We start from the raw sequence: 14,350 nt of genomic DNA on the forward strand, positions 1-14,350 counted from the left end.
GTTGCCAATCTCGGCGTGGTTTTTCGCCGTGGCGTTACGCTCGGGCGCATAACGTCTCTCTTAACATCAGCAACGATGGTAACGAAAACAACACTGGCCTCATCTGTCGCAACTGTGCTATTGCTCGCGGTGAGCGTGCTGCCGGGCTGCACACCGCGACCCGAGGGGCCGGGCCCGGCCGCCGAGAAGTTCTTCGCCGCCCTCGCTGTTGGCGACACTGCAACGGCAGCCGAGCTCTGTGACAATCCCAACGAAGCTCGCGAAGCGCTCAATGCGGCCTGGGCGGGGCTGCAGGCGACGCATTTGGATGCCCAAGTCCTCAGCGCGAAGTACGCCGAGGACGTGGGCACGGTCGCGTACCGCTTCACGTGGCATCTGCCCAAGAACCGGACCTGGAGCTACGACGGCCGGCTGAAAATGGCCCGCGACGAGGAGGGCTGGGAGGTTCGCTGGGCGACCACGGGGCTGCATCCCAAGCTCGGGGAGCATCAGACGTTCGCACTGCGGGCCGACGCGCCCCGGCGCGCCTCGGTCAACGAACTCGGCGGCACCGATGTGCTGGCCCCGGGCTACCTGTACCACTACTCGCTGGACGCCACCCGTGCGGGGCCGGACCTGATCGGGACGGCACACGCGGTAGTGGATACGCTGCGGCCCTTTAACGACACACTCAACGACCCGCAGCTGCTTGCCGAAATGGCCAGCTCGGCGACTGAGCCGCTGGATCTGGTCACGCTGCTTCCCGACGACAGCAACAAGGTCTTCCCCGCGATCGGCAAGCTGCCCGGCGTGGTCATCACACCCCAGGCCGAGCTGTTGCCCACCGACCCGCATTTCGCGCCGGCGGTGATGAGCGAGGTGAAGAAGGCCGTCGTCGACGAACTCGACGGTCAGGCGGGGTGGCGCGTGGTCAGCGTCAACCAGAACGGCGTCGACGTCGCGGTGCTGCACGAGGTTGAGCCCTCCCCGGCGCCGTCGGTGTCGATCACCTTGGACCGGACCGTGCAGAACGCGGCTCAGCACGCCGTGGACACTCGCGCCGGCAAAGCGATGATCGTCGTGATTAAGCCGTCGACCGGAGAGATCTTGGCCATCGCGCAGAACGAGGGCGCCAATGCCGACGGGCCGCTCGCCACCACCGGCCTGTTCCCGCCCGGGTCGACGTTCAAGATGATCACCGCCGGCGCGGCCGTCGAACGCGACATGGCGACCCCCAACACGATGATGGGTTGCCCTGGCCAGATCGACATCGGACACCGCACCATTCCCAATTACGGCGGCTTCGATCTCGGCGTGGTGCCGTTGTCGCGTGCCTTCGCCAGTTCGTGCAACACGACATTCGCCGAGCTGAGTAGCCGGATGCCGCCGCGTGGTCTGACGCAGGCGGCCGCTCGCTATGGCATCGGGCTGGACTATCAGGTGGAGGGCATCACCACGGTGACCGGCTCGGTGCCGCCGACGGTGGACCTGTCCGAGCGCACCGAGGACGGCTTCGGGCAGGGCAGGGTGCTGGCCAGCCCGTTCGGGATGGCGTTGGTGGCCGCCACGGTCGCCGCCGGCAAGACTCCGGTTCCGCAGCTGATCGTCGGCCGGCAGACGAAGGTCGACGGCGCCAGCGCGCCGATCACACCGAAAATGGTCGACGCATTGCGGCCGATGATGCGGCTGGTGGTCACCAACGGCACCGCCAAGGAGATCGCTGGCTGCGGCGAGGTGTACGGCAAGACCGGTGAAGCCGAATTCCCGGGCGGGTCGCATTCCTGGTTCGCCGGCTACCGCGGCGATCTGGCCTTCGCAGCGCTGATCGTCGGAGGTGGCAGCTCGGAATATGCGGTGCGGATGACCAAGGTGATGTTGGAATCGCTGCCGCCGGGCTTCCTGGCCTAGGACTAGCTTGCCAGCCCGGGTAACCCAGGCAGGCCGAACAGCAGCCCGCCGTTGCCGCCGCTGCCGGGAGTGGCCGGAGATTTGCCGGTACCCGCGTTGCCGCCGCCTCCGCCGTTGCCGATGAGCTGCGCGTCGCCGCCGTTGCCGCCGTCCCCGCCGTTAGCTACTTCGACCTGAAAAAGTGACGGCCCCTGAGTCTGCTGTTGGTGCGCGAATACCGCGTGACTGTGGAGGCAGAGATCCGTGCTTTGGGGCGTCGGGTCATGCTGCGAGGCCGCTGATCTTGACTAGGTTGTGGGCGAGGACGCCGTGTCCGGTCCAGATTCGGGTTCCTTCGGTGCCATCGATGGAGGAGCGGCTCCAACCGTAGTTTCGTTTGAGAGTGCTGATGCGGCCTTCGCTGCCGGTGCGCCACTTGATTGTTCGTCGGAAGGCTGGCCGGTGTTCCTCGGCTTGCCGAGCCTTGCCGGGTTTGCCTTTTCGCGGTATCACGACCGTACGTACACCGAGGTCGTGCAGGTCGTTTTCGACGCGTTCCTCGCCGTAGCCGCGGTCGGCGGTGACGGTGCCCGGGGTACGCCGGGCGCGTTTGGTGACCCGTTTGACCGCGGGCGCTAGTTGCGGCGCGTCGGGTGGATTGCCTTGCTCCACACGGTGGTCCAGGACGATGCCGTCGTCGTTGTCGACGATCTGGGCCTTGTGCCCGAACTCGACCGGCCGGCCCAGCCTGCCCTTGGCGATCGGGCGGGCATCGCCGTCGTGAAGGCTGACCCGCCGACTCGCCCCGTCCGGGATGTGCCCGGCGACGCGCTGCTGGGTCTGCGCCACGATCTGCCGCGTCGCTTCCAGCAGTTTGGCCAGGTCGTTGACCGCACGCACCAGCCGGCCACGTCGCCGGCCGGCTGCTGCATCATGCTCGCCGCGGGCGCGCAGGTCGGCAGCTTTGACCTGGGCCCGGCGCACCGCCCGCTTGGCGTTGACCAGTAGCCGCTCGGCCTCGCGCGCCGCGGTTTTGGCCAGCACAGCCAGCTCCCCGGTGCTGGTCAGCACCGCGGCCTTGGCCTCGTCGCGGCCCAGCGCGGCGCGAGAGCGCAGTTTCGACGCGATCGCGTGCGCGCGCTTGCCCGCCGCGCGGGAGCGGTCCCGCAGCTGGGTGCGCACCGCGCCCCCAGCGGCCTGGATCCGCTTGCCGATCCCGGCGATCCGGCGCGTCGCCTTGGCCAGCAGACTCGAATCGGTCGGATAGGCCACATTAGCCGGCACCACCGTGGTATCCACCCGAATCCGATTAGTACGCAACAACTTCGCCTCAGCCGCCTTGGCCAACAGCACCTCATTGAGCCCGTCGACCGCCGCACTGCCACACCGGGTGGTCAGCTTCATCAACGTGGTCGGATGCGGCACCGACCCATCCAGTCCGATCCGGCAGAACCGGCGCCAAGTGATCGAATCCGCGACTTCTCGGCACAGCGACTCATAGCCCAGCCGGTAACGGAACTTCAAGAACATCAACCGCAGATAGGTCTCCATCGGCGTGGACGGACGCCCGATCCGTGTATCGAAGAACGGCTCGAACGGGGCGAAGAACACCGGATCATCGAGCAGCCCATCGACCCGCGCCAACTCATCGGGCAACTTCAACAACTCCGCGGGAAGCACTGCCTCCCAAAGCGACACCTGATCGCCTACAGTACGAAACACGATGGCCTCAATCCCTTCCGCAACAAGGGCTTGAGGCCATCTTTCCTGTTCAGCACCATCAACCCGCGGATCAACGCGCCGACTTTTTCAGGTCGAAGTAGCTAGGCCGTCCATCGACTCGCCACCCGCGCCACCCGTTCCGCCGTTGCCGATCAGTCCGGCCTTGCCGCCGTTGCCACCGGCTCCGCCGATGGCTGTGCCAATGCCGGCGGTCCCGCCGCTGCCGCCGGCTCCGCCATTGCCGAAGAGCAAGGCGCCGTTCCCGCCGGCTCCGCCGATACCTCCGCTGTTTTGGCCAGGTCCGGCGGCACCGCCGGCGCCGCCATTGCCGAACAGCCCGATGGCGTTGCCGCCGGCCCCCCCATTGCCGCCGTTGGCGAGGCCGATCCCGGCGGGCCCGGCGTCGCCGCCGGCGCCGCCGTCGCCAAAGATCAGGCCGCCGACGCCGCCAGCTCCGCCGGTACCCCCGGCGTTGTGACCGGCCCCGCCCGCGCCGCCGGCGCCGCCCGAGCCGAACCACCCGCCTGGTCCGCCGGCGCCGCCGGTACCGCCGGCTTGGGCCAACGAGGCCCCGCCGACGCCGCCTCTACCGCCCGGACCGAACAGGCCACCGGCACCGCCGGCCCCGCCGGGACCGGCCGCCAAGGTGGATGCCTGGCTGCCAATGCCGCCGGCGCCACCGGCTCCGGCGGTGCCGAACAGCCCGGCGTTGCCGCCGTCGCCGCCGGCGCCGCCATTGAAGCCGAATCCGCCAGTGCCGCCGGTTCCACCTACTCCGAACAGCCCGCCTGCTCCGCCTGCCCCACCGTTGCCGGCCTGGAATGCGGTCGAGCCGCCGCCGTTGCCGCCGTTACCGCCGTTGCCGAAAAGCAGCCCAGCGGCTCCGCCTCGACCGCCATTCTGGGCGGGTCCCGTAGTCCCGTCGGCGCCGGACCCGCCGGCCCCGCCAGTGCCGATCAGTATTCCGGCGTCCCCGCCGTTGGCGCCCGTTCCCGGGGCCCCCGGCGTGCCGTCGCCAATCAACGGGCGCCCCACCAGTGCCAGGCTCGGGGCGTTGATCGCGTTGAGCAGACTCTGCTGGACGTTCGCTGCCTCGGCGGCCGCATAGGCGCCCGCGCTGCCGTTCATGACCGCGACAAGCTGGGCGTGAAACGCCGCGGCTTGGGTGCTCAGTGCCTGATACGCCTGGGCGTGCGCGCTGAAAAGCGCCGCGATGCCCGCCGACACTTCATCGGCGCCCGCGGCCAGTACCGACGTGGTCGGAAGTGTCGCAGCTGCGTTGGCAGAGCTGATGGTTGAGCCGATCTTCGCCAAATCGGTGGCGGTCGCCGCCACCATCTCGGGCGTCGCGATTACGAACGACATCTGACACCTCGCGATACATCATCACCGCGACGCCGTGCCGCGGATATTCCCGGTCCAGCGATCAATAAGCGTATCGCCGTTGCGCGGGATCGTTGCTGCCTTTCAGCGTCCCGGGTGCCTGTAACCTGGGGTTCGCTGGATAGCGCGGCACAGCATCAGGAAAGGCCATGACGGAGACCGGTGGGGACATGGTGGCGTTGCGGGTCTCGGACGCCGACCGTAACGGCACGATGCGGCGCCTGCACAACGCCGTCGCGCTCGGGCTGATCGATATCAACGAGTTCGAGCAGCGCTCGTCACGAGTGTCCTTCGCGCGGACCCGAAACGAACTGGACGGGCTGGTCGGTGACCTGCCCGGGCCGGGCGCGATCGTCACGTCCGCAGCCGACCGGGTGGAACTGCGCGGCTGGGCCGGCTCGCTGAAGCGCCACGGCGCCTGGATGGTGCCCACCCGGCTGGCGCTGGTCCGCCGGCTGGGGTCGATCGACCTCGACCTCACCAAGGCCCGTTTCGCGGGGCCGGTGGTGGTGATCGAGCTCGACATGAAGTTCGGGTCGCTGGATCTTCGGCTGCCTGACGGCGCGAGCGCCTCGATCGACGACGTCGAGGTCTACGTGGGCAGCGCAAGCGACCGTCGCAAAGACGCACCGGCGGAAGGAACGCCGCATGTCGTACTGACTGGTCAGGTGGTGTGCGGCTCCGTGGTCATCCGGGGACCGCGCCGCGCATTGCTGCGCCGCGCGCGCAACGCGTGATTAAGCTAGCTGCCATGCCTGCTCGAACCGCGCTTTCCCCCGGCGTGCTCTCTCCGACGTTGCCGGTGCCTTCATGGATCGCGCGGCCCGAGTACGTCGGCAAGTCGACGGCCAAGGAGGGCACCGAGCCGTGGGTGCAGGAACCTGAGGTCATCGAGAAGATGCGCGTCGCCGGGCGCATCGCGGCGGGTGCGTTGGCCGAGGCCGGCAAGGCGGTCGCACCGGGTGTCACCACTGACGAACTCGACCGGATCGCCCATGAGTACATGATCGACAACGGCGCCTATCCATCAACGCTGGGCTACAAGGGGTTCCCGAAGTCGTGTTGCACCTCGCTCAACGAAGTCATCTGCCACGGAATCCCGGACTCGACGCTGATTGAAGACGGCGACATCGTCAACATTGACGTCACCGCCTACATCGATGGGGTGCACGGCGACACCAATGCGACCTTTCTGGCCGGTGATGTGTCCGAGGAACACCGTCTGCTCGTGGAACGAACCCGGGAAGCGACGATGCGTGCTATCAACGCGGTGAAACCCGGGCGGGCGTTGTCGGTCATCGGTCGAGTTATCGAGTCATATGCAAATCGGTTTGGGTACAACGTGGTTCGTGATTTCACCGGCCACGGCATCGGCACCACGTTCCACAATGGCCTGGTGGTCCTGCACTACGACCAGCCCGCCGTCGGGACTATCGTGCAGCCGGGCATGACGTTCACCATCGAGCCGATGATCAACCTGGGCGCGCTGGACTACGAAATCTGGGACGACGGCTGGACGGTGGTCACCAAGGACCGCATGTGGACGGCGCAGTTCGAGCACACCCTGCTGGTCACCGACACCGGCGTCGAGATCCTCACATGTCTCTAGCGCGAGCAGACGCAAAAGCCCCCTTTTCGTCCCGAAAACGGGGCTTTTGCGTCTGCTCGCCGTAGACCGGTGAGCGGGGCGCTGCTGGTCGCGGGCACCAGTTCTGACGCCGGGAAGTCCATGATGGTCGCGGGCCTGTGCCGACTGCTCGCGCGCGACGGAGTCCGGGTCGCGCCGTTCAAGGCGCAAAACATGTCCAACAATTCCGCGGTCACCATCGAGGGCGGCGAAATCGGCCGGGCACAGGCAATCCAGGCCCGCGCGGCGGGACTGGACCCCAGCGTGCGGTTCAACCCGATCCTGCTCAAGCCGGGCAGCGATCGAACGTCTCAGCTGGTGATCCGGGGGCAGGTCGCCGAATCCGTCACCGCGACCGGCTATATGAAGCACCGCGACCTGCTCGCCGACATCGTCATGCGCGAATTGACTTGCTTGCGTGACGAATTCGATGCTGTTCTCTGCGAGGGGGCCGGTTCTGCTGCTGAAATCAACTTGCGGACAACGGATTTAGCAAACATGGGATTGGCCAGGGCGGCGTCGCTGCCGGTAGTTCTGGTGGGGGATATCGACCGCGGCGGCCTGCTCGCCCATCTGTTCGGAACGGTCGCAGTGCTCGAGCCCGACGACCAGGCGTTGATCGCCGGCTTCATCGTCAACAAATTCCGCGGCGACCCAGCATTGCTGGAACCTGGGCTAGAGCAGCTCCGCACCTTGACCGGCCGCCCCACCTACGGGGTGGTGCCCCACGCCGACCAGCTCTGGCTCGACGCCGAGGATTCGCTCTCGGTGGTTGCCCACCGCGTCGTCGGCACGCCGGCGCCACCACGCGGTGACGAGTGGTTGCGGGTGGCCGCAATCCGGCTATCCCGGATTTCCAATTCCACCGATGTCGAGGCGCTGGCGTGTGAACCCGGCGTGCTGGTGCGCTGGATCACCGATCCCGTCGACTTGGCCGACGCAGATCTGATCGTGCTTCCCGGCAGCAAGGCCACCGTCGCCGACCTGACCTGGCTGCACGACCGGGGCCTGGCCGCCGCAATCGCTGACCACGCGCGCGGCGGCAAGCCGGTGCTGGGCATCTGCGGGGGTTTTCAGATGCTATGCCGGCGAATCGAGGACACGGTTGAATCCGGCGCCGGGATAGTCGCCGGGCTGGGCCTGTTGGACGCCGACATCGCGTTCTCCCCGGACAAGGTCCTGCGCCGTTGGCAGTCACCGCTGAGCGGCTACGAGATCCATCATGGCCGCATCGGTCGCTGCACCGAGGCGAGCTGGTTCGACGCCGGCGGCGGCACGCAAGGTGTGATGAGCGGCAGCGTGTACGGCAGCCACTGGCACGGTTTGCTGGACAACGACGAATTCCGCCGCGGCTGGCTCACCCGCGTAGCCCAAGCCGCCCGTCGCACCGGATTTGTCGTCGCTGACGACGTGAACGTTGGCGCGCGCCGCGACGCGCAACTGGACCTGATGGCTGACCTGTTGGCCTCCCATGTCGACATGGGCGCCATCCTCAGGCTGCTCGACGGCCCGCTGCCGCGACGTCCATACCTGGTCAGCGAGCTGCGCACCAGCGTCCATTCGGTTGGGGGAACGCCGCGCACCCAACTGAGTCGCGGTAACTTGCGTGAGTGCCCTCGATGATGACCACGCTCGACGGATTCCCGGTCCCAGTCGCGGTGGCCGGTCCGGAGAAGGGCGTCGTTGTTGTCTTACTCGCCGCCGAGCAGCGCGCGCTGGCCGCGTACGAAGCCGTCTGTGAGCGTCTGCACACCGCGTCGCTGCGGACCGTCGTCATCGGCGCTGACGTGCGGCTGACGCCCAAGTCTGTGATCGGCATCCTCGATGCCCTCGGGATCGTATGGGCGGTGCTGGTTGGCGACCGCGCCGGTGCCGAGCTGGCCTGGGATCTGGCGGCGACCAGGTTGGGTCGGTTCGTCGGGCTGGTGGCGGTCGACCGCGGACACCCGCGGGTGGCCGGCCCTGATGGCATGATTCGCGACGCCAATTGTCCGCCGGTGGAGATTGGCACGACCGTTCTGGTCAGTTCGCCTGCCGCGCGGGCAATTGCCGACGAAAGCCAGCGGTTCGTCTACGCCGAATATCGGGTGGTGGACCTCGCCGGGCGGCGCAGTGCACAGGAGTCGACCGCTCAGCTGGCCACCGAGATCGTGTTGCGCGCCAACGGTTGGTAGTTCCTGATGGTTGACTAGCGGTCATGTTGCCATGGGCCGAGCTGGAACAACTGGTTGCCGCGGGTGACATCGACACCGTCATCGTGGCGTTTACCGACATGCAGGGCAGACTCGCCGGCAAGCGGGTCTCGGGCCGGTTTTTCGTCGACGAGGTGGCCCGTAACGGCGCCGACTGTTGTAGCTATCTGTTGGCCGTCGATGTCGACCTGAACACCGTTTCCGGCTATGCCATGTCGAGTTGGGAGACCGGCTACGGCGACATGGTGATGACGCCGGACCTGACCACCCTTCGGCGCATTCCCTGGCTACCCGGCACGGCACTGGTGATAGCCGACCTGGTCTGGGCCGACGGCAGCGCGGTCACCGCGTCGCCGCGCGGCATCCTGCGCCGCCAGCTCGAGCGGCTCAAGGAACGGGGACTGGTCGCCGACGTCGCCACTGAGCTGGAGTTCATCGTGTTCGACCAGTCGTATCGCCGGGCATGGGCCAGCGGCTACCGGGGGCTGATCCCGGCCAGCGACTACAACATCGATTACGCGATATTGGCGTCGTCGCGGATGGAGCCGCTGCTGCGTGACATCCGGCTGGGCATGCAGGGCGCGGGCTTGCGGTTCGAGGTCCTCAAGGGCGAGTGCAACCAGGGTCAACAAGAGATCGGGTTCCGTTACGACGAGGCGCTGGTCACCTGCGACAACCACGCGATCTATAAGAACGGCGCCAAGGAAATCGCGGACCAGCACGGCAAGAGTCTGACGTTCATGGCGAAATACGATGAGCACGAAGGCAACAGCTGCCACGTCCATCTCTCGCTGCGCGGCACCGACGGCTCGGCGGTATTCGCCGACGACAGCGGCTCGCACGGCATGTCGGCCACTTTTCGCAGCTTCGTCGCCGGTCAATTGGCCACACTGCGCGAACTCACCTTGTTCTATGCGCCGAACATCAACTCCTACAAGCGATTTGCCGACGCAAGCTTCGCGCCCACCGCGGTGGCATGGGGACTGGACAACCGCACCTGCGCGCTGCGGGTTGTCGGGCATGACCGCAACATCCGGGTCGAATGCCGGGTTCCCGGCGGGGATGTCAACCAATACCTCGCCGTGGCGGCGCTGATCGCGGGAGGGCTGTACGGTATCGAGCGGGAACTGGAGCTTCCGCAGCCGTGCGCCGGGAATGCCTACCAAGCCCACGACATCGAGCGGCTGCCCGCCACGCTGGCCGAAGCCGCCGCGGAGTTCGGCAAATCGGTGATCGCGCGGGAGGCCTTTGGCGACGACGTCGTGGCGCACTACCTGAACAACGCGCGCGTGGAGCAGGCGGCCTTCGACGCGGCGGTCACCGATTGGGAGAGGATACGTGGTTTTGAACGCCTGTAACGGGAAGCAGCCGCTTGTGGGCATGACCATGTACCTCGAGCAGATCAAGACCGGGCCGTGGGACGTTCCCGCGGGTTATCTACCCGCCGACTACTTCGAGGGCGTCGTCATGGCCGGTGGCGTCGCGGTGCTGCTGCCGCCGCAGCCGGTGGACACCGGCGCCGCCATCCGCGTGCTGGACAGCCTGCACGCTTTGGTAATCACCGGCGGCTATGACGTCGACCCCGCCGCATACGGTCAGCAACCGCACCCGACCACCGATCAGCCGCGGCCCGACCGCGACGCCTGGGAGCTGGCGTTGTTGGCTAGTGCGCTGGACCGCGGGCTGCCGGTGCTGGGCATCTGTCGGGGCGCTCAGCTGCTCAACGTCGCCTTCGGCGGCACCCTGCACCAGCACCTGCCCGAGGTCATCGGCCATGATGGGCATCGGGCCGGCAACGGGGTGTTCACTAGGCTGCCGGTGCGCACCGTGGCGGGCACGCGGCTCGCCGCACTGCTCGGTGAGTCCGCCGACGTGCCGTGCTACCACCATCAGGCCATCGACAAAGTCGGCGCCGGCCTGGTGGTCAGCGCGTGGGACGCCGACGGCGTGGTCGAGGCGCTGGAGTTGCCCGGCGATAGGTTTGCGCTTGCGGTGCAGTGGCATCCGGAGAAGTCCCTGGACGATCTACGGCTGTTGCGGGCCCTGGTCGACGCGGCGCGGTCGTACGCGGCATCAAAGCCGACATGAGCACAGTGCAGCTGATCAACCCCGCCACCGAAGAAGTGCTGCGGTCGGTCGAGCACGCCGACGCAGCCGCGGTGGACGACGCGGTGCGGCGCGCCCAGGCAGCGCAGCGGCGCTGGGCGCGCCTGGACCCCGCCGAACGGGCTTCCGGCCTACGAGCGTTCGCGGCCGCCGTCGACAACCACATCGACGAACTGGCCGCGCTGGAAGTGGCCAACTCCGGACACCCGATCGCGTCGGCCGAGTGGGAGGCCGGCAACGTCCGTGACGTGTTGCAGTTTTATGCTGCCAGCCCGGAACGCTTGTCCGGCAAGCAGATTCCCGTGGCGGGTGGGCTCGATGTTACGTTCAACGAACCACTGGGTGTGGTCGGGGTGATCACGCCCTGGAATTTCCCGATGGTGATCGCCTCCTGGGGTATCGCGCCGGCCCTGGCCGCCGGCAATGCGGTGCTGGTCAAGCCGGCCGAACCGACGCCGTTGACCACGATGCGCCTGGGTGAGCTGGCGGTCGATGCGGGCCTGGACGAAGATCTGCTGCAGGTGTTGCCGGGACGGGGCGCGGTGGTCGGGGAGCGGTTCGTCACCCATCCCGACGTGCGCAAGATCGTGTTCACCGGGTCCACCGAAGTCGGCAAGAAGGTGATGACCGGCGCCGCCGCTCAGGTTAAGCGGGTGACGCTGGAACTGGGTGGCAAGAGCGCCAACATCATCTTCGCCGACTGCGACCTAGAGCGCGCAGCGGCGAGTGCACCGGCCGGGGTTTTCGACAACGCCGGCCAGGACTGCTGCGCCCGCAGCCGAATCCTGGTGCAGCGCAGCGTCTACGACCGGTTCATGGAGCTGCTGGAACCGGCGGTACGCAAGGTTGTCGTTGGGGATCCCAGCTCGCGCGACACCGAAATGGGGCCGCTGGTATCGGCTGCGCATCGTGACAAGGTGGCCTCCTATGTGCCCGACGACGCCCCCGTCGCGTTCTGCGGCACCGTCCCCCAAGGGCGCGGATTTTGGTTCCCACCAACGGTTCTCACTCCCAAGCGCACCGATCGCAGCGTCACCGAGGAGATCTTCGGCCCCGTGGTGACGGTGCTGAGATTTGACGACGAGGCCGACGCCATCGCGCTGGCCAACGACACCGCATACGGGCTGTCCGGATCAATCTGGACCAACGACCTATCGCGCGCGCTGCGGGTGTCGCGGGCAGTCGAGTCGGGCAACCTGTCGGTGAATTCACACTCGTCGGTGCGTTTCAATACCCCCTTCGGTGGCTTCAAGCAGTCGGGACTGGGGCGCGAGCTCGGGCCGGATGCGCCGCTGCATTTCACCGAAACCAAGAATGTGTTCATCGCAATCGCTCAGGAGGTTCCGTGACGGACCTGACCCGACGGCTGGCGGGCCGGGTGGCGGTCATCACCGGCGGTGGCAGCGGCATTGGCCTGGCCGCCGGACGCCGGATGCGGGCCGAAGGTGCGACGATCGTCGTCGGCGATATCGACGTCGAGGCCGGTGCCGCCGCCGCTGCCGAACTTTCCGGTTTGTTTGCGCCAGTTGATGTTTGCGATGAAACAGCGGTCAATGCGTTGTTCGACATCGCAGCGAAAACCTACGGCTCCGTCGACGTCGCGTTCAACAACGCCGGCATCTCGCCGCCCGAGGACGACCTGATCGAAAACACCGAACTGCCGGCATGGCAACGGGTTCAAGACGTCAATCTGAAATCGGTGTATTTGTGCTGCCGGGCCGCGTTGCGGCACATGGTCCCCGCCGGGAAGGGTTCGATCATCAACACCGCGTCGTTCGTCGCGGTGCTGGGGTCGGCGACATCACAGATCTCCTACACCGCTTCGAAAGGCGGTGTCCTGGCCATGTCACGGGAACTGGGCGTGCAATTCGCGCGGCAGGGTATCCGGGTCAACGCGCTATGCCCCGGGCCGGTCAACACCCCACTGCTGCAAGAGCTTTTCGCCAAGGATCCGGAACGGGCCGCGCGCCGGCTGGTGCACGTGCCGTTGGGACGATTCGCCGAGCCCGAGGAAATAGCAGCTGCGGTTGCATTTTTGGCCAGCGACGACGCGTCGTTCATCACCGCATCGACGTTCCTAGTCGACGGGGGCATTAGCTCGGCTTACGTCACCCCGCTGTAGTGCCGACAAGTCTCAGCCGCGAAAAGCTATCAGCGGTATCGCCATTTCGGCCGCGGTGGCCCCGCCGTGAAAACCGATGAGACGAACCGTTTCTGGAGGTTCGTGCGCGGTTGCCAGTATCGCCGCCTCGGCCACGCAGGTGACCACCACATCGCCGAGGCGGGCCAAATGTCGCGGATTCATACGCCCGAAGCTTCCGGATGCAACCGCCTCATCGCGGCTGCGCACATCCGCGCAATGGCCAAGCAACTCGCGCCATGTGGCCAGCACGTCCGTCGCGGCGCCCGGCTCCGTGTGCAGGTAGCGCACTCGGGGTTCGCCGGCGACCACCCGTACCGCAGCCATCAGCCTCGGGTCGCTATCGACGTCGACGCGGGCGTTCGCGGGGATGTTGAGGCCGCCGTGGTCGGCGGTCACCAGCAGGGCCGCGTTGGGCGGCAACGCGTCGACCACGCGGGTCAGCAGCGCATCTATTCGGACCGCCGCCTCGTGCCACTGGGTCGACCCGATGCCGAATACATGTGCCGCGGTGTCCAGGTCGGCGATATAGCCGTAGACCAGTCCGGGCGAAGCGCGCAGCTCGTCGATCATGCGCTGGGCGTAGTCCTCGTCGCCACGCGTCGGTCGAAACGCCGCGCCGCGATATGCCGCGGCCGTCAACCCGCTGCCGATAAACCACTCCGGCAGTACGGCGCGGGCACTGACACCCGCCTGTGCCAAGCGCTCGAACCACGTTGGTAGCGGCTGCCATTCGGTGTGTGGTGGGTCATCGCGCCACCTGATGTGGTTGAGCACGCGGCTAGTGCCGGGGATATTGAGCGTGAAGCCGAGGATGCCGTGCTCGCCGGGTGCGGCGCCGGTTCCCAGGGACACCAGATTCGTTGGTGTGGTGGACGGAAAGGTACAGGCCAGTCGGTTCATCCGGCCGGTGCGCCCGGTCAGAACGGAAGCCAACAGCGGCGCATCGCCATCCAACTGTGGAAGCAGATGCCAACCCATCCCGTCGACAAGGAGCACGGCCACTCGATCGGCGTCACCGACCCAATCGGCCAATTGCAGCCTGTCGACCGCGCCTGGAACCCCGAGCAGCGCGGCTGCGGCGGGCAGCACATCGCAGATCGAACCGGGCACGACCGTCAGTCTGGCACGGACCTGCGCGTATGCGAGCCGCGTTTGACGAGCGCCGTCGAGGGCAGTGAGAAATGCTGTGTCTGAAACGCACGTCCAGGGTGTGCGGGTGCGCTACGACAGCACGAAGACTTACGCCGAGCTGCTCGCCGCATCGCTGGTCGATATCGCGAAAAGCCGGCTCTGGTCACCGACTTCGCGACG

Annotated in this window: 10 protein-coding genes and 2 pseudogenes; 9 read left to right on the forward strand and 3 right to left on the reverse strand. The window is 67.1% G+C overall.

Annotated elements, in window-relative coordinates; translation table 11 throughout:
• The first annotated feature begins 75 nt into the window (after positions 1-75).
• A complete protein-coding gene (locus AADZ78_RS08805) occupies positions 76-1,887 on the forward strand; it encodes a penicillin-binding transpeptidase domain-containing protein (RefSeq protein ID WP_085250309.1) in 1,812 nt (603 codons plus the stop codon).
• A gap of 261 nt (positions 1,888-2,148) precedes the next feature.
• Here AADZ78_RS08805 and AADZ78_RS08810 read toward each other — a convergent pair whose 3' ends face one another.
• Complete coding sequence (locus AADZ78_RS08810) at positions 2,149-3,588, reverse strand: ISNCY family transposase (protein ID WP_085251832.1); 1,440 nt, start codon at positions 3,586-3,588, stop codon at positions 2,149-2,151.
• Between the two features lie 120 nt (positions 3,589-3,708).
• A pseudogene (locus tag AADZ78_RS08815) lies at positions 3,709-4,953 on the reverse strand (PE family protein); the annotation flags it as partial.
• 167 nt (positions 4,954-5,120) lie between these two features.
• Between AADZ78_RS08815 and AADZ78_RS08820 the strand changes: the two are divergent.
• The 8 genes and pseudogenes from AADZ78_RS08820 to AADZ78_RS08855 all read left to right on the forward strand — a co-directional run bounded on the left by AADZ78_RS08820 (position 5,121) and on the right by AADZ78_RS08855 (position 13,018).
• Positions 5,121-5,708 carry a DUF1707 SHOCT-like domain-containing protein gene (locus AADZ78_RS08820; protein ID WP_085253353.1) on the forward strand — a complete coding sequence of 196 codons (588 nt, stop codon included), beginning with the start codon at positions 5,121-5,123 and terminating at the stop codon, positions 5,706-5,708.
• Positions 5,709-5,722: 14 nt separating this feature from the next.
• Positions 5,723-6,580, forward strand: a complete 858-nt coding sequence (gene map, locus AADZ78_RS08825; protein ID WP_085253360.1) for a type I methionyl aminopeptidase — start codon at positions 5,723-5,725, stop codon at positions 6,578-6,580.
• A gap of 69 nt (positions 6,581-6,649) precedes the next feature.
• Positions 6,650-8,143: pseudogene (locus AADZ78_RS08830) on the forward strand (cobyric acid synthase); the annotation flags it as partial.
• Between the two features lie 74 nt (positions 8,144-8,217).
• Positions 8,218-8,772 carry an alpha/beta hydrolase gene (locus tag AADZ78_RS08835; protein ID WP_085253351.1) on the forward strand — a complete coding sequence of 185 codons (555 nt, stop codon included), beginning with the start codon at positions 8,218-8,220 and terminating at the stop codon, positions 8,770-8,772.
• 23 nt (positions 8,773-8,795) lie between these two features.
• The gene (locus AADZ78_RS08840) at positions 8,796-10,148 is read left to right on the forward strand and encodes a glutamine synthetase family protein (RefSeq protein ID WP_085253350.1); all 1,353 of its coding nucleotides are present in this window, start codon (positions 8,796-8,798) and stop codon (positions 10,146-10,148) included.
• 22 nt (positions 10,149-10,170) lie between these two features.
• Positions 10,171-10,878: a gamma-glutamyl-gamma-aminobutyrate hydrolase family protein gene (locus tag AADZ78_RS08845; protein WP_085253349.1), complete on the forward strand. Its 708-nt coding sequence runs from the start codon at positions 10,171-10,173 to the stop codon at positions 10,876-10,878.
• Positions 10,875-12,245, forward strand: a complete 1,371-nt coding sequence (locus tag AADZ78_RS08850; RefSeq protein WP_085253348.1) for an aldehyde dehydrogenase family protein — start codon at positions 10,875-10,877, stop codon at positions 12,243-12,245. The genes AADZ78_RS08845 and AADZ78_RS08850 overlap by 4 nt, the downstream gene beginning before the upstream one ends.
• On the forward strand, positions 12,242-13,018 hold the full coding sequence (locus AADZ78_RS08855; RefSeq protein ID WP_085253347.1) for a 3-oxoacyl-ACP reductase: 777 nt from the start codon (positions 12,242-12,244) through the stop codon (positions 13,016-13,018). The genes AADZ78_RS08850 and AADZ78_RS08855 overlap by 4 nt, the downstream gene beginning before the upstream one ends.
• Before the next feature lie 12 nt (positions 13,019-13,030).
• Here AADZ78_RS08855 and AADZ78_RS08860 read toward each other — a convergent pair whose 3' ends face one another.
• On the reverse strand, positions 13,031-14,149 hold the full coding sequence (locus AADZ78_RS08860; RefSeq protein WP_085253346.1) for an alkaline phosphatase family protein: 1,119 nt from the start codon (positions 14,147-14,149) through the stop codon (positions 13,031-13,033).
• Between the last annotated feature and the right edge of the window lie 201 nt (positions 14,150-14,350).

Origin of the sequence: Mycobacterium riyadhense, assembly GCF_963853645.1 — a bacterium.
Taxonomy (GTDB): domain Bacteria; phylum Actinomycetota; class Actinomycetes; order Mycobacteriales; family Mycobacteriaceae; genus Mycobacterium; species Mycobacterium riyadhense.

What these genes read in the sequence shown, in the direction of transcription:
- AADZ78_RS08805 (WP_085250309.1), top strand. Translation starts at nt 76, where the DNA reads ATGGTAACGAAAACAACACTGGCCTCATCTGTCGCAACTGTGCTATTG.
- AADZ78_RS08820 (WP_085253353.1), top strand. Translation starts at nt 5,121, where the DNA reads ATGACGGAGACCGGTGGGGACATGGTGGCGTTGCGGGTCTCGGACGCC.
- map (WP_085253360.1), top strand. Translation starts at nt 5,723, where the DNA reads ATGCCTGCTCGAACCGCGCTTTCCCCCGGCGTGCTCTCTCCGACGTTG.
- AADZ78_RS08835 (WP_085253351.1), top strand. Translation starts at nt 8,218, where the DNA reads ATGATGACCACGCTCGACGGATTCCCGGTCCCAGTCGCGGTGGCCGGT.
- AADZ78_RS08840 (WP_085253350.1), top strand. Translation starts at nt 8,796, where the DNA reads ATGTTGCCATGGGCCGAGCTGGAACAACTGGTTGCCGCGGGTGACATC.
- AADZ78_RS08845 (WP_085253349.1), top strand. Translation starts at nt 10,171, where the DNA reads ATGACCATGTACCTCGAGCAGATCAAGACCGGGCCGTGGGACGTTCCC.
- AADZ78_RS08850 (WP_085253348.1), top strand. Translation starts at nt 10,875, where the DNA reads ATGAGCACAGTGCAGCTGATCAACCCCGCCACCGAAGAAGTGCTGCGG.